Origin of the sequence: Frigoribacterium sp. PvP121 (genome assembly GCF_017833115.1) — a bacterium.
Lineage (GTDB): Bacteria > Actinomycetota > Actinomycetes > Actinomycetales > Microbacteriaceae > Frigoribacterium > Frigoribacterium endophyticum.
In genome coordinates this window covers 447,628-461,867 of the sequence record NZ_JAFIBR010000001.1, presented here as the reverse complement: position 1 = coordinate 461,867, position 14,240 = coordinate 447,628, and the positions used below count along the sequence as shown (strand labels likewise).

Sequence of the window (14,240 nt, the reverse complement as noted above, 5' to 3'; positions counted from 1 at the left end):
CGCGTAGGCTCAGCGCATCCGGGGGCACCTCCTCCGGCTCCGGCCACGACCTCGCCGGGCCCGCGCCGACCAGGCCGCGGGCGACCTCGACGGCGGGAGACGACGTGAAGGGCTACGTGCTCTACCGCCGCCCCGCGACCCCCGCGTCGGCCTTCCTGCGGCACGACCGCGAGGCCCGTGACCGGCTGGCGCTCGTCACCTCGCTCGAGGAGCTCGTGCCCGTCGGCGCCGAGCTCGGCGGCCTCGTCATCGACGAGGGAGAAGCGTGGGAGGCGCGGGTCGAGCCCGCCCGCCCGGTCGAGGCCCAGCCCGAGGAGGGGCTCGCCCCGGTGATCCCGCTCTTCAGCCTGCCGCCCCGCAGCGACCGCGCTGCGCGCCAGGCCCGCGCCGCCCGCCGCTAGCGGGCGTAGCGCAGCGCAGCTCAGCTCAGCTCAGCTCGCCAGCGTCTCGCGCGGGTACTCGCCGAAGCGCTCCATGTACGACGCCGAGAACCGGCCGAGGTGCGCGAAGCCCCAGGTGCGGGCGACGGTCGCGACCGAGGTCGCGCCCGGGGCGGCCGACCGCAGCTCGTCGTGGGCGCGGTCGAGCCGCACCTGGCGGAGGTACGCCGTGGGGGCGAGGTCGAAGGTGCGCTGGAACCCCTCCTGCAGGGCCCGGAGGCTGAGGTCGGCGGCCTTGGCGATGTCGGTCGAGGTGATCGGCAGGTGCGCGTGGGCGTGCACGTACTCGACCGCCGTGCGCATGCGGGCGTTGCGCGGCGCCTGCAGCTGCGGCGGCAGGTCGGCGCTGCGGTACGGGTAGAGCTGCAGCAGGGCGACGGCCGCCAGCCGTGACATCTCGGAGGCGAGCAGCGGGCTGACCTCGGGGTCGGTGACCGTGCGCGAGACGAGGGCGAGGGTGTTCCACCAGGCGCGGATCGCGGCGGGCGTCGGCGTGGCCCGGCGGTCGAAGTGCAGGCGGCCGGGGGCGGCGCCCTCCCGCTCGGCGGCGACGCGCTCGAGGTCGGTGGTGCGGAAGTGCACGCACTTCTGCACGAAGTCGTCGAAGGCGAACGAGTAGTTGGTCTCGAGCGGCAGCAGCACCGGCATGCCGGAGGTGAACTCGGTCTCGTCACGGCCCTCGGTGAACGACCCGGTGCCGGACTGCATCCACGCGACCACGTACTCGTCGTGCGGAGCGAGCCCGCCACCGAGGTGCCCGGCGAACCGGGTCTCGCGGAGGGTCATCGCGGTGTCGCCGACGGCCGCGTGCCGGAAGGAGAAGGGGCGGTCACGGACGGGCCGGGCCTCGAAGCGGCCGGACGCGAAAGGGCCCTCCAGCGTCTCGCGCGCCGTGGTGAGGTCCGACGAGGTGAGCTCGAGCCTCACGGGGGTGTTCTCGAGGGCGCGCACTGGCTGAGTGTCGCACGAAGCGCTGTACCCCGGGGCCCGACGATGCGCGGGGTGGACAGACCGACCGTCCGGGCGCGGCCCCAGTGCAGGGGAGGGGCCCTCGTCACGGGAGGGCCGGACGCCGTCGTCGGGCCCGGCCCGACGGGCCCGCGAGCTCAGCTCCGGTCGTCGTCCTGGTAGAGCGCGATGAGCATCGCGGCCGCCTGGCGCGCGTCGCGGGCCGGCGAGGTCGTGCGGGTCATCGCGGCCGAGACCTGGGCGCCCTCGGCCAGCAGGGCGATGCTCGAGCCGAGCTCGCGGGGCAGGCCGGCGTCGAGCGCGAGATCGGTGACGAGGGCGACGAACGACTCCTTGTGGCGCTGGGCCATCTCGGCGATCCGCGTGTTGTTGCGGCCGAGCTCGCCGTAGGAGTTGATGAAGACGCAGCCCTGGAAGGAGTCCTCCGCGAACCACTCCTCGAGGTAGCCGAAGATGGCGAGCAGCTTGTCGCGCGAGTCGGGCACCTCGACGGTCGCGTCGGCGATGTGCTGCGACCAGCTGACGTGGCGGGCCTCGAGCACGACCTCGACGAGCCCCGACTTCGACTGGAAGAGGCGGCGGATCTCGTCGATCTCCACGCCGGAGGCGGTGGCCACCTCGAGCAGGCGCACCGACCGGATGCCCCGGGAGTTGAAGAGGTCGTCGGCGACGTCGACGACGTGGCGCCCGGTGACGTCGAGGGGCGGGGGCTTCACGGCGGCTGTGGTCATGGGCTCGGATCGATCGGTGGGGTCTGGTCGGGACCTGCACGACACTAGTTGCACGATCGGCAGAACGAGCGGGAGTGGCCGCGCACGGCCGCGGTCGGCCCCCGGTTGTCCGGCATGCGCGGTGGGGCGGGGCCCGTGTTCGTGCGCCGTCTCCGGGGGCCTGTGGCGTCGCCCCCGTCCCCTAGCGTCAGCACCGTGACGGCCTACTCGAGCGACTCCGCGGTGCCCCGCGCCCACATCGGCGCGTACCCGAAGCGCCGCGCCGTGCCGGCGGCGGCCCCCGCCGACGCGCCCCCGGCCGTCGACGAGGCGCGCTACGCCGACTTCTTCGCCGACGGCGCCTCAGCCCTCGACCCCGGTGTCGTCGTGGGCGGCGCCGACGGGCTTCGACTCGGCTGAGCCGCGCTCGCGCAGGTAGATCGACAGCACGACCATGCTGCCGACCGCCAGGAACTCCGACTGCCAGTTCTGCAGGGTCCTGTTCCAGAAGTCGGCCGACGCGACGTAGCCGGCGAGACCTGTGGGCGCTTCCAGGTCGAGCAGCTGCTGCTCGTCGTGGGCGACGTGGCCGGTGACGGCCTGGGCCGCCCACGACGCGACGAAGATCGTCCCCATCACGAGCCCGAGCGAGTGGGAGGCGAGCCACAGCCGCCAGCCCGAGGCCGCGGCCCAGCGGGGCGAGCCGGGCAGGGCGTGCTCGCGCACGTGCTGCCGCTCGTCGCTCTGCGGGCCGACCTGGTCGAGCTCGCCCGACTCCGTCGAGCCGCGCTGCACGAGCCAGACGGTGGCTCCGATGTAGAGGACGAACTGCAGGTACTCCGACTGCCAGTTCTCGGCGACGTCGGCGGCGAAGCTCGACGACGTCACGTACTCGAGCCAGCTGATCGGCTGCAGGCGGGCGCTCGTCTGGTCGTCGGTGAAGGTCGCCCAGCCCGCGAACGACTGGGCGACGAGCGTGACGGCGAAGAGCGCCCCGAAGAACAGGCCCAGGCCGGAGTCGCGGATCCGGTCGACGAGGCGACGCCGCGTCGTGCGCATGCCGGTCACCGTGCCAGCGCCCCGATCACGAAGAAGGCGAGCAGCCCCAGCCCGATCCCGCCGAGGTAGGTCGCGAAGAGCGGCTTCACGTCAGTCTCCCGCCACGGTGCAGTCGGCCGGCGCGGCCTCGGCGGGCGGGCTGCAGTCGGCGGCGCGCACCTGCCAGGTCGAGCCCGTCCGGGCGAGGAAGGCGACGGTGTCGTCGTAGCGGACGAGCGCGGCGCGGCCGTAGGTCTCGACGTTGGTGACGGGCCCGGGCGGCGCGACGTCGAGGCTCCCGAGGGAGGCGGCGCAGTCGTCGCCGAGGTCGTCGCGCGCCGCCGGGGTCAACAGCGCGCACGCGTCCTCGAGCCGGCCGTCGGCCACGGCGGCGGCGAAGCCCTCGCCGACCTCGCGGGGGCCGTCGGACGGGCCCGCGCAGCCGGACGCGAGCCCGGCGAGCACGAGCGCGACGAGAGCCGCCGAGAGCGGGCGCCGGGCGGCCGGGGCGACCCGGGCGACCCGGCGGTGACGAGGTGCACACGACATGCACCCTGCCTAGACCGGCCCCGGCGCCGGGTCGAGCCCCCCTCGGGATCGGGCACCGCGCCTCCTCAGGTGCTAGGGGCGGCGGTCGCGCGCCGCTCCCGGGCGGCGGCGGAACTGCGCGGCCCGGAGCCGGACACGGCCCGTCGGGAGGAGTTGCCTCGCCGTGTGGACTCCCTCCCCCTCTGGCTCCTCATCGTCGTCTTCGTCGCCGCGGCGGCCGTGACCTGGGTCGCCGGCATCCAGCTCTCGAAGACCACCGACGTGCTCGACGACCGGCTGCACATCGGCAGCGCGCTCGGCGGGCTGATCGTGCTGGCCGTCGCCACGAACCTGCCCGAGATCGCGATCACGGTCAGCGCGGCGCTCTCGGGCGACGTGTCGGTCGCGGTGGGCAACATCCTCGGCGGCATCGCGATCCAGACGGTCGTGCTCGTCGTGCTCGACGTCTTCGGCCGCCGGGGGAAGGGCGTCGCGCCCCTCACCTACCGGGCGGCGTCGCTCACGCTCGTGCTCGAGGCGGTCGTCGTGGTCGCCGTGCTCACGGTCGTCGTGGCCGGCAGCCAGCTGCCCGACGGGCTCGTGCTGCTGAGGCTCACTCCCGACGTGGTGCTGATCGCCGTGCTGTGGGTGGTCGGGCTGCTGCTGGTGCAGCGCGCCGGGAAGGGGCTGCCCTGGCACGAGGACGGCAAGGCCCCCGACGCGTCGGCCCACACCACGGGGCACCGACGTCGCAAGCCCGCCGAGCCGCACTCCCGCATGAGCACGACCCGCGCCTCCGTCGTCTTCGCCGTGTCGGCGCTCGCGACGCTCGCGGCCGGCGTCGTGCTCGAGCGGGCGGGCGACGCGGCGTCGTCGCAGCTGGGGCTGTCGGGCGTGCTCTTCGGCGCGACCGTGCTGGCGCTCGCCACGTCGCTGCCCGAGATCTCGACCGGCCTGGAGGCCGTGCGCCAGGGCGACGACAACCTCGCGATGAGCGACATCTTCGGCGGCAACGCCTTCCTGCCCGTGCTCTTCCTCGTCGCGACCCTCATCTCGGGCGAGGCGGTGCTGCCCGCCGCGCAGGCCTCCGACATCTACCTGACGGCGCTCGCGGCGCTGCTGACGCTCGTCTACGTGGTGGGGCTGCTCTTCCGCCCCCGGCGGCGGATCGCGGGCATGGGCGTCGACTCGCTCGTGGTTCTCGTGCTGTACCTCGTGGGGCTCGGCGGGCTCTTCGCGATCGCGGGCTGACGGCCGGGGCGCGGCCTCGGCGCTGCCTCGGGACGGGCCGGCAGGAGCCGCGGTGCAGGACCGCAGGTCACGGTCGGGTAACGAGACCAGTCGATCTCGGGAGGGGCGGCGAACCCTTGTCATCCCCACCGGGAACCACAGACAAGGAGCTGCATCGTGACCATCACGCGCAAGACCATCACCAAGACCGCCCTCGGCCTCGTCGCCTCCGGCGCGCTCGTCTTCTCGCTCGCCGCCTGCTCGATGGACGACACCTCGTCCGACGCCGGCTCGTCGAGCTCGTCCTCCGCCGCCGCGGAGCCCACGGCCGAGGCCACGCCGCTGGCGTCGCTGCCCGACCTGAGCAAGGGCGTCGACACGCAGGTCACCGTCGACGCGTCCTTCGTCGAGGCCCTCACGACCCTGGGCCTCACCCCCGGCGTCGTCGGCACCGCCGGCTTCGACTCCGCCACCGGCACGTTCTCCTTCCCGATCACGGGCGGCAACGTCGACTACTACGACCCCGCCAGCGACGTGCGCCCCTACGTCCAGGGCGAGATCGACCACGACGGCTCCGGCCTCAGCCTCACGGCCGGCGACACCGTCGTCGAGCTCACCGACTTCCGGATCGACCCGGGCGAGTCGAAGCTCTACGGCACCGTCACCGCCAACGGCACCGTCGCCGCCGAGGACGCCTACCTCTTCAACCTCTACGGCGGCTCGCTGAAGCCCCTGCAGACCGAGGGCGACAACGCCATCCTCGAGGGCACCACGGTGCACATCAGCCCCGACGCCGCCGCGCTGCTGAACCAGACCTTCAACACCGACGCCGTCCAGGACGAGATGCTCGTCGGCGTCGCGAAGATCACCGTCGCCACCAAGTAGCACCCTCCGTCGCCCTCCGGCGACGCACCCCACCCGGTCGGCGACCCGACCGGTGGTTCCCGGAAGAGCCCCGCTGCGCACTGCGCAGCGGGGCTCTTCCGCGTGCGCGGACGGCGTCGACCGACGGTGTCGAGTCGAGCTGTCAAGACCGTTTGAGGCGGGATGTACCCCTCCGGGCGAACCCGGGCGCCGTACGGGAGCGGCCGGTCGAGAGTGGCGGCAACCACAGAGCGGCCGCTCCCCCGGCGGCCGACCGACCATCCCGAGAGGTCTCGACATGAGCGACACTGACCACACCGACGGCACCCCGTCGACCCCCCTGTACGACCAGGCGGCCGGTCCGACGTCGTCCCTGGGCGACGTCACCGGTCAGGGCGACCCCTTCGACTCCGTCGTCGCGGGCACGTCCACCCCGGGCGCCACCACGACCGGTACGGGCTCCGGCTCCGGCTCCGCCGACTCGTCGGGCTCCGGCGGGGTCGACGCGGCCAAGGGCGAGGCGAAGGCCGTCGCCGGCGACGCGGCGGACTCCGCCCAGCAGGTCGCGGGCACCACGAAGGAGCAGGCCGGCAAGGTCGCCTCCGAGGCGACCGGCCAGGCGAAGCAGCTCTTCGGCCAGGCCACCTCCGAGCTGAAGGACCAGGCCGGCGCACAGCAGCAGAAGGCGGCCGAGGGCCTCCACGCCGTCAGCCAGCAGCTGACCTCCATGGCCGACTCGAGCGACAGCGGCCTCGCGCAGGACCTCGTCCGCAACCTCAGCGGCCGCGCCCACGGCGTCGCCAGCTGGCTCGAGGGCCGCGACCCCGGCACCCTGCTCGACGACGTCAAGCAGTACGCCGCGCGCAAGCCCGGCACCTTCATCGCGATCGCCGCCGTCTCCGGCCTCTTCGCCGGGCGCGTCGTCAAGGCGCTGACGGCTGAGGCGAAGAGCGAGCACGCGAGCGACACGAGCTCGACGGGCACCGGCACCGCCTCGACGACGCCCGCGGGCGTGACGAGCCGCACCGCGCCTCCGGCCGGCGACGCGACCATCACCGGCCCCGTCGCGGGCGAGTACGACGTCGTCACCGAGGGCGACGTGCCCGGCTTCGGCACCACCACGAGCTCCAGCACCCCGGGCAGCTTCCCGGGCGAGGGGGCGACGCGCCCGTGACCGACCCCACCTTCGGCGGCGGAGCCGTGCCCGCGGGCGGCCCGACCCCCGGCGTGCCGGACCCGGAGGACCGCGCGGCGACGACGTCGCTGGGCGACCTCCTCGGCAGCGTCACGAGCGACATCTCCACCCTCTTCCGCCAGGAGGTCGACCTCGCCAAGGCGGAGCTGACCGAGTCGGCGAAGAAGGCGGGCAAGGGCGCCGGCATGTTCGGCGGAGCGGGCCTCACCGGCCTGTTCGCCCTGCTCTTCCTGTCGCTGGCCGCGATGTGGGGCCTCGGCGAGCTGATCGGCCTGGGCTGGTCGTCGCTGATCATCGCCGTCGTCTACGCCGTCGTCGCGCTCGTGCTGTTCACGCGCGGACGCAAGGAAGTCAAGGACATCACGGGGGCGCCGAAGACGGCCGACTCCCTCAAGAAGATCCCCGAGACCGTGAAGCCTGGAGGCCACTGATGAGCACCAATGACGAGAACAAGACCCCGGAGCAGATCCGGGCCGAGATCGAGCGCACCCGGGCGGGCCTCGGCTACGACGTCGACGCCCTCGCCGACAAGGTGAACCCGACGAGCATCGCCCACCGCCAGACCGACAAGGTGAAGGGCAGGTTCAGCAGCGTCAAGGAGTCCGTCATGGGCACCGCGCACCACGGCACGAGCAGCGTCTCCGGCGCCGCGTCGGGTGCCGTCGACTCCACGAAGGACACCGTGCACCAGGGCGTCCAGAAGGCGAAGGGCAACCCGCTCGCCGTCGGGCTGATCGCCTTCGGCGCCGGCTGGCTCGTGTCGTCGCTGATCCCCGCCTCGGACAAGGAGCAGGAGCTCGTCGCCCAGGCGAAGGAGCAGGCCGGCCCCGCCGTCGACGCCGTCAAGGGCGCCGCGCAGGACGTCGCGCAGAACCTGAAGGAGCCGGCGCAGGACGCGTTCGCCAGCGTGAAGGACACCGCCCAGGAGGCGGCAGGCACCGTCAAGGACGAGGCCCGGTCGGCCGCGGGCGACGTCAAGGACAGCGCGCAGCAGTCGAAGGACACGATCCAGGGCGCGTAGCGACCCGGGTCCGCGGACGAGGTGGCCCGCCCCGCCCCTGCCACCGTGGTGGAGGCGGCGGGCGGGCCACCTCGTCGGCGTGCGGGGCGCGCGGCGCGTGTCGCCGCAGCGAGGTGACGCGTCCTGGGCGCCCGCGTGCGCGCCGGGCCCGGAACGGGTCACTTCGATGGCGGAAGGCGGACGCAACGACGCCCTGCCTCGCGGGAAGCGTGAGCACGTCGCGAGACAGGGCGTCGGGCAGCGTCGGGGGGACGACGCCGCCGGGGCACCGCCGGGGGGAGCGGTGCCGGCAGGGGCTCGGCTAGCGGCCGAGGACGATCGACCCGGTCTGCGTCCGGATCGTCGAGGTGTGGGTGGCCAGGCGGCCGAACTGCGCGCGGACGTAGCGGCCGAGCGAGGTGCGCGGCACCGACGGCGAGACGTACGACCCGACGAGGCGCTCGGCGCTGCGGGTCGACGACACGTAGCTGCCGACCGGCTCGTCGCGGCGTGCGGTGCTGGTGTACTGGCCGCCCAGCGGGAAGGGCTGGGCGGGGGCGGCGGTGCGGGTGTGGTTCGTGCTCATGGGGGCCTCCTCGGCGTGCGGGGCGGCGAGGCGGCACCGTCGGGTCGGGTGGCGTTCCTCGTCACCGTCGGCGTTGCCTCTACCCTAGCCCTAGTTTTGAATCATTCAAGACAACGGCGCGACTGCACAGCGAGACCCCAGGAACAGGCGCAGGCCTCGTGTGCGCAGGAGGCAGACCGCGGAGCCCGGCCCCGGGGAGGCGCGACTAGCGTGGGGCGGTGACCGCGCCGACCCCGCCCCGAGCCCTCCGTGAGACCCGCTCCTTCGCCCCGCCGAGCGGGCCCGTCGTCGGCTTCGTCGACGGCGACGTGGTGCGGGTGCTCGGCGTCCCGTACGCGGAGGCCGAGCGCTTCGAGGCTCCCCGACCCGCGACTCCTGCGGTCGACGCCGACGGCCGGGCCGTGCCCTACGAGGCGTTCTCGCGCTCGCCCGCCTCGCCGCAGCTCTCGTCGCGCACGCTCAGCGCCCTGATCGAGGGCGCGAGCGACGGCATGGTCGACTCCGAGCGCTGCCAGGCGCTGTCGATCACGCTGCCCGCCGACCTCGAGCCGGAGGAGTCCCTGCCGGTGATGGTGTGGATCCACGGCGGCTCGTACGTGACGGGCGCCGGCGACCTCGGCGTCTACGACCCTCGGGCGCTCGTGGCCGAGCAGCGCGTCGTCGTCGTGACGGTGACCTACCGCCTCGGCATGCTGGGCTTCTACGGCGACGGCGCCTCGGTGCCCGCCAACCTCGGGCTGCTCGACCAGGTGGCCGCCGTGCGCTGGGTGCACGAGAACGTCGCGGCGTTCGGCGGCGACCCCGACCGCGTGACGCTCTTCGGGCAGTCGGCGGGCGGCGACTCGGTCGCCCACCTGATGATCAGCGAGGGCGCCCGCGGCCTGTTCCGCCGCGCCATCGTGCAGAGCGCGCCGCTCGGCATCACCCGTGGCCGGTCGCGCATGAACCGAGCCATGGTGGAGGCGGTGGGCACCCCGCCCCGCGACGCCCCCGTCGCGCAGGTGCTCGCCCTCCAGGCCGCGGCCGAGAAGGCCGCCCGCCGGTTCGGCCTCCGCGGGGGCATGGCGTTCGGGCTGCAGTACGGCCAGGCGCCCCTGCCCGCCGAGGCCGACCGGGAGGCCGCGTGGCGCGAGGTCGCGCCCGACGTCGACCTGCTGATCGGGTCGACCAGCGAGGAGACGGGCCTGTTCTTCGCGTTCGTGCCGGCGCTGGAGCGCCTGGCCGGGCTGCCGGTCGTCGGGCGGGCGTTCCGACGCCTGCTCGTCGGTGCGACCACCCACGCGATCTACGGGCGCGACGCCCGGGCGTTCGCGGCGCGGCACCGGGCGGCAGGCGGCCGGGCCGTCCGCTACGAGCTCACCTGGGCCCCGGAGGGGGCCGTCTTCGGCGCCGCGCACGTGACCGACGTGCCGCTGCTGCTCGGCGGCGTCGACAGCTGGGGGCACACGATGCTCGTCGGCGACGCCGACTGGGCCGACGTCGACCGCCGCGGGCGGCGGGTGCGCCAGATCTGGGCCGACTTCGCCCGCACCGGCACGGTCGCGGCGGACGCGGGGGCGGGGCTGCAGGGGACGATCCGCCTCTTCCGGAGCTGACCTGCAGCGGCCTCCCGCGCCTCCCGCGCCTCCTGTGTGACGAGGTCGTGGACCGGTGCCCCCGCACCGGCCCCCGACCCCGGGTCGACCGCCCCCCGGCGGCCGACCACGGCCCGGCGCCCCCGCGCCGAGCCGGGTCTCGTCAGCCGCGCGTGCCCGCGGCGATGATCGCCTCCGCGACGGGGATCAGGCGGCGCGGTGTCTCGTCGTCGGGGAGCGGCACGCCCGTGGTGACGCGGAGCCAACTGTCGCCCACCGCGACGTCGACCCAGCATGCTGACCCCTCCAGCGAGACGCACTGCACGACTGCGCTGTCCGCCCCGGCGACCTCGACGGCCGTCCCGGGGAGGGTCGCGGTCCCGACCGCCCAGGCTCCGCCGGTGACCCAGCTGACGGAGACGCTGTCGAAGGTGAAATCGCTGGACAGTCGCTCGGACGTCGACGACCACCGGCACTCCGGGCTCTCGACCTGGGTCGAGAGGATGCCCGTCTCAGGACGGTCCTCCGCGGCGTCCACGGGCGGTCCGTAGCTGACGCCCCCACCGATCGCGTCGCTGACGACAGCTGGGTCGGGCAGGTCGGCGCAGCCCCCGAGCTGCCAGGCCGGGCTCGGTGCCCGCCACGACGTCGGTGGTGTGGCGGTGGACAGCTGCTCGGCGAGGGCCTGGACGAGGGGACGGATGACGTCGGGCGTCACGGTCGACTCGAACGTCACAGGGTCCGGTTCCGCGTAGTGCGACACCTCGACCCACCAGGGGCCCACCACGACCGAGGAGTTGCAGCCGGACGAGTCCTGCGGGCACACCACGGCGGAGACGTCGCCCGCCCCGAGGTCCGCGAGCCCCGACTGGCGGAGGCCGGAGATCCACTCGCGGCCTCTCTCGCCGGCGGGGGACACGGCCACGGAGAGGGTCGGCTCGCTGAACGGATCACCGTCAGGACGCCAGTTGCAGAGCTGCACGCCGGCCTGTCGATACGCCGCGTCCTCCGGGTCGAAGTACGACGGCCCGAGGTCGACGGCCCCGGCTCGCTCGACCAGCTGGCCGACCCCGATCTGGTCACCGAGCGTCGCGCAGTCCACGTCGTACGCGGGCCGCGGCACCGGGTCCTGCTCGGGCGCCGTCGGCGTGAAGGTCGGGGTCGCCGTCGCGCGCGGCGTCGCCGAGGGCTCCGGGGTGCTCGTCGGCGAGGCCGGAGCGGCCGCCTCGAACGGCGAGGGCAGCACGAGCGCCAGGGCGCCCGAGGCGCCGCCGATGCCGAGCAGGGCCACGAGGCCGAGGGTGAGGCCGAGGTGCCGGCGGGCCCACGGGCGGGGCTTCGCGGGGGGCTCGGCCGCCGCTCGCTGCAGCACCTCCTGCTTCATCGAGACGAGCATGCGGTTCAGGTCGTCACCGACGGGGGGCTCAACGTCCATCGTTCGTCACCGCCTTCCTGAGTCGGGCGCGGCTCCGGCTCACCCGTTGGGTGAGGGAGCCGACGCTGATGCCGAGGGCCTTCGCGGCCTCGGCGTAGGAGCGTCCCTCGATGAGGCACAGCTCGATGACCTGCTGGTCGAGGGGGCTGAGGGCGTCGATCTCGGCGCGCACCCAGCGGAGCCGCTCCCGCGCCTCGGCCGCGTCCTCCTGGTCGAGGTCGGCGAGGTCGAGCGGCAGCTCGTCGGCGGAGTCACGGACCCGCTTGCGACGGAGGTTCATGGCGTGGTTGCGGCACGCGACGAGCAGCCAGGGCAGCAGCGACCCGTCGTGCAGCACGATCTCGGCCGACCGCCGCCACATCGTGACGAGCGTGTCCTGCACGACCTCCTCGACGTCCATGCGGCTGTCGACCAGTGCCCACGCGTACCGGGTCACGGCCGGCGCGTAGCGGTCGAAGATCGTCGACAGCGCGTGTCGGTCGCCCGTCGCCGTGCGTCGTACGAGATCGGAGTCGTTCTCCGTCGTCAGGTCCATGTCCACCCCCCTCACCTAGGAATGTCGCCGCAGGACGGATCCTGACGAACTCGTGCAGATCTCTTCGGCAGGCCCTGGGGGAGGCGCGGTGCGCGCCCGGCCCCGCCCGCGCCTCCCGCGGTCAGGTGAACTGGATCGGCGTGCCCACGGGCAGCGTCGCCAGCGCCTGCGTCATCGCCGCCGACACCCGGACGCACCCGTGCGAGGAGCCGGTGGGGTCGGGGTAGTAGTGGATCGCCGTCAGCGCGGAGTTGCCGCCGTAGCCCGCCAGCAGCGGCGAGTGTGCGCCGGTCAGCGCGATCGGCTGGCCCTGCGTGTAGCCGATGCTCGGGTCGACGTAGTTGGCCTCCATGTAGGTGGCCGTGCCGGCCGGCGTCGGGTCGTCGGGGGAGCCGAGGCGGGCGACCTCCTGCGCCGAGACGGCGCCGTCCTGGCCGAGCACCGAGATCACCGAACTGGCGTTGTCGACGAGCACCGACTGCGTCGCGGGGCTGAGCGTGAAGTCCGCCGCCCGGGCCCACGCGAACGTCGCGCTCGGGGCGGCGGCGACCCCGCCGTCGCCGGGGGTGGCGTTGCGGGCGGGCGTCGCCACGAGCACCATGCCGCCGTCGAGGCCCGGGCTCGTGCCCCAGACCGCGGTGGCGGCGGGACGGTTCAGCGTCGGGACGGTGGCGCCGAACGTCGCGACCGGGGCGGCGTCGGCGGAGGGGCTGGCGTAGAGGGCGACGAGCGCGGCTCGCGGGGTCGCGATCGTCCACTGGTTGGTCGGCGCGAGGTCGCCGCCGTCGAGCAGCTCGGGCACGACCGCGTCGAAGAACGCGAGCGGGAGCGCGGCCAGGGCCTCGGGCGAGGGAGGCGCGGGCACGGCCGCCGGGGCCGGCTCGGCCGTGGCGGTGGGGCTCGGGCTCGGCGTCGGGGCGGCGACGGGCGCGGAGGTCGGTGCCGCGGCGGGCTCGCCACGGGTCACGGCGACGGCGACGGTGCCGGCGACGAGGAGGACGAGCGCGGCGGCGCCGGCGAGCAGTGCGGCGCGGCGCGGGAGGCGGCGGCGGGGTGCGGCGTCGGTGCCGGCGTCGGGGGCGGGGGCGGCCGCGGGCGTGCCGACGTCCGCCGGCCGGTCGGGGCCGTGCGGGGCGGGGGGCGTCGCGTCCGGTGTCTCGTCCACAGTGCGTCCAGTCTGCCCGGCGGGGGGCCGCTCCGGGCAGAACGAGAGGGATCTGTGATCTCGACCCGCGACTCCCGCGTCCCTGCGCTCGTCCGCGCCTGATCCCTCTCGGATTCGAGAGAGCGACTACCGGGCGAGCGCGGTGAGCTCGGCGCGGGTCGCCGCCCCCGCCTTCCGCAGCAGGTTCGAGACGTGGAACTTCACCGTGTTCTCGCTGATGCCGAGCGCCTGGGCGATCGACCGGTTGCGCGCCCCCGACGCGACGAGCCGCAGCACCTCGCGCTCGCGCGGGCTGAGCGCGACCGACTCGTCGAGGCTGCCCGGCTCCGCGGGCGGGTCGAGCGGGAGCGTCACGGCCACGTCGCTGCCCCACCCCGGCGTCGACGCCACGTCGAGCGAGCCGTCGAGCGCCGCGACCCGCTCGGCGATCGGCCGCAGCGAGTCGTCGTGCACCGTCAGCTCGCCGGCCCCGTCGTCGCGGATCCCGATCAGCAGGTTGAGCCCGTCGCAGTCCCACTGGATCCGCACCCGGCTCGACCGCCCGGCGTCGACGAGGGCGAGCACGGCGCTCCGCACGATGGCGCGGGCGGCGTGCGCCACCTCGCCGGGCAGGGCGCGGCCGGTCGCGGGCGGCTCGACGAACTGCACGTCGAGGTCGCCGAACCGCACGAGGGGCCGCAGGTCGTTCCGGAGGCGCGCGAAGGCCCCGACCACCGGCTCGAGCAGCAGCGAGCGCTGCTGGTCGGTCTCGGTGCGGATCTCGACCATCGCCGAGGCCGCGATCTCGGTCGCGAGCGTCCGGGCGGCACGGTCGTCGAGCCGGGTCGAGCGGAGCGTCGCGAGCAGCGACTCGAGCGTGAGGGCCTGCCGGTCGACGAGGTCCGACACGGCCCGGGCGTGCTCGACGACGAGGGCCCGGCTGGCGGGCGAGGGCAGCGGCAGGTCGTCGTCGGTCACCTGCTCGACCCTAC

The 14,240-nt window shown here is 74.6% G+C and carries 17 protein-coding genes; 8 read left to right on the top strand and 9 right to left on the bottom strand.

From position 1 onward, the window contains the following. Positions 1 to 104: 104 nt before the first annotated feature. Positions 105 to 401, top strand: a complete 297-nt coding sequence (locus JOE43_RS02200) for a hypothetical protein (protein WP_167260573.1) — start codon at positions 105 to 107, stop codon at positions 399 to 401. 30 nt (positions 402 to 431) lie between these two features. Here the strand turns inward: JOE43_RS02200 and JOE43_RS02195 are convergent, their stop codons facing one another. Both JOE43_RS02195 and JOE43_RS02190 read right to left on the bottom strand, forming a co-directional pair. Continuing rightward, on the bottom strand, positions 432 to 1,391 hold the full coding sequence (locus JOE43_RS02195; protein ID WP_209514285.1) for a helix-turn-helix transcriptional regulator: 960 nt from the start codon (positions 1,389 to 1,391) through the stop codon (positions 432 to 434). Positions 1,392 to 1,546: 155 nt separating this feature from the next. After that, entirely contained in the window at positions 1,547 to 2,140 is a 594-nt protein-coding gene (locus JOE43_RS02190; protein WP_209514283.1) for a TetR/AcrR family transcriptional regulator, read from the bottom strand. 195 nt (positions 2,141 to 2,335) lie between these two features. Here JOE43_RS02190 and JOE43_RS02185 point away from each other — a divergent pair, with 195 nt between their 5' ends. After that, positions 2,336 to 2,539 (top strand): hypothetical protein, encoded by a 204-nt coding sequence (locus tag JOE43_RS02185; protein WP_209514281.1) that lies wholly within the window; start codon positions 2,336 to 2,338, stop codon positions 2,537 to 2,539. Here the strand turns inward: JOE43_RS02185 and JOE43_RS02180 are convergent. Next, positions 2,483 to 3,178 (bottom strand): DUF6766 family protein, encoded by a 696-nt coding sequence (locus JOE43_RS02180; protein ID WP_209514280.1) that lies wholly within the window; start codon positions 3,176 to 3,178, stop codon positions 2,483 to 2,485. The two genes, JOE43_RS02185 and JOE43_RS02180, sit on opposite strands and share 57 nt — an antisense overlap. A gap of 90 nt (positions 3,179 to 3,268) precedes the next feature. After that, complete coding sequence (locus JOE43_RS02175) at positions 3,269 to 3,706, bottom strand: hypothetical protein (protein ID WP_209514278.1); 438 nt, start codon at positions 3,704 to 3,706, stop codon at positions 3,269 to 3,271. Positions 3,707 to 3,871: 165 nt separating this feature from the next. On the opposite strand from JOE43_RS02175, the gene JOE43_RS02170 reads away from it, so the two are divergent. From JOE43_RS02170 to JOE43_RS02150, 5 genes are all read left to right on the top strand, one after another. Continuing rightward, on the top strand, positions 3,872 to 4,936 hold the full coding sequence (locus tag JOE43_RS02170) for a sodium:calcium antiporter (protein WP_209514275.1): 1,065 nt from the start codon (positions 3,872 to 3,874) through the stop codon (positions 4,934 to 4,936). 156 nt (positions 4,937 to 5,092) lie between these two features. Then, positions 5,093 to 5,800: a hypothetical protein gene (locus JOE43_RS02165; RefSeq protein WP_245187098.1), complete on the top strand. Its 708-nt coding sequence runs from the start codon at positions 5,093 to 5,095 to the stop codon at positions 5,798 to 5,800. Positions 5,801 to 6,077: 277 nt separating this feature from the next. Further along, positions 6,078 to 6,953: a hypothetical protein gene (locus tag JOE43_RS02160; RefSeq protein WP_209514274.1), complete on the top strand. Its 876-nt coding sequence runs from the start codon at positions 6,078 to 6,080 to the stop codon at positions 6,951 to 6,953. After that, the gene (locus JOE43_RS02155) at positions 6,950 to 7,405 is read left to right on the top strand and encodes a phage holin family protein (RefSeq protein WP_374072625.1); all 456 of its coding nucleotides are present in this window, start codon (positions 6,950 to 6,952) and stop codon (positions 7,403 to 7,405) included. The genes JOE43_RS02160 and JOE43_RS02155 overlap by 4 nt, the downstream gene beginning before the upstream one ends. Next, positions 7,405 to 7,995 carry a DUF3618 domain-containing protein gene (locus tag JOE43_RS02150; protein ID WP_209514272.1) on the top strand — a complete coding sequence of 197 codons (591 nt, stop codon included), beginning with the start codon at positions 7,405 to 7,407 and terminating at the stop codon, positions 7,993 to 7,995. Before JOE43_RS02155 ends, JOE43_RS02150 begins: the two co-directional genes overlap by 1 nt. Positions 7,996 to 8,296: 301 nt before the next feature. Here the strand turns inward: JOE43_RS02150 and JOE43_RS02145 are convergent, their stop codons facing one another. Next, positions 8,297 to 8,560, bottom strand: coding sequence for a hypothetical protein (locus JOE43_RS02145; RefSeq protein WP_209514269.1), 264 nt, complete (start codon positions 8,558 to 8,560; stop codon positions 8,297 to 8,299). 218 nt (positions 8,561 to 8,778) lie between these two features. On the opposite strand from JOE43_RS02145, the gene JOE43_RS02140 reads away from it, so the two are divergent. After that, positions 8,779 to 10,155: a carboxylesterase family protein gene (locus JOE43_RS02140; protein WP_209514267.1), complete on the top strand. Its 1,377-nt coding sequence runs from the start codon at positions 8,779 to 8,781 to the stop codon at positions 10,153 to 10,155. A 142-nt stretch (positions 10,156 to 10,297) separates the two neighbouring features. Here the strand turns inward: JOE43_RS02140 and JOE43_RS02135 are convergent, their stop codons facing one another. The 4 genes from JOE43_RS02135 to JOE43_RS02120 all read right to left on the bottom strand — a co-directional run bounded on the left by JOE43_RS02135 (position 10,298) and on the right by JOE43_RS02120 (position 14,226). Beyond that, positions 10,298 to 11,569: a hypothetical protein gene (locus tag JOE43_RS02135; RefSeq protein WP_209514265.1), complete on the bottom strand. Its 1,272-nt coding sequence runs from the start codon at positions 11,567 to 11,569 to the stop codon at positions 10,298 to 10,300. Continuing rightward, positions 11,559 to 12,104, bottom strand: coding sequence for an RNA polymerase sigma factor (locus tag JOE43_RS02130; RefSeq protein WP_209514263.1), 546 nt, complete (start codon positions 12,102 to 12,104; stop codon positions 11,559 to 11,561). The genes JOE43_RS02135 and JOE43_RS02130 overlap by 11 nt, the downstream gene beginning before the upstream one ends. Positions 12,105 to 12,225: 121 nt before the next feature. Further along, positions 12,226 to 13,269: a L,D-transpeptidase gene (locus JOE43_RS16080; protein WP_209514261.1), complete on the bottom strand. Its 1,044-nt coding sequence runs from the start codon at positions 13,267 to 13,269 to the stop codon at positions 12,226 to 12,228. Between the two features lie 126 nt (positions 13,270 to 13,395). Next, on the bottom strand, positions 13,396 to 14,226 hold the full coding sequence (locus JOE43_RS02120) for a LuxR C-terminal-related transcriptional regulator (RefSeq protein ID WP_209514259.1): 831 nt from the start codon (positions 14,224 to 14,226) through the stop codon (positions 13,396 to 13,398). Between the last annotated feature and the right edge of the window lie 14 nt (positions 14,227 to 14,240).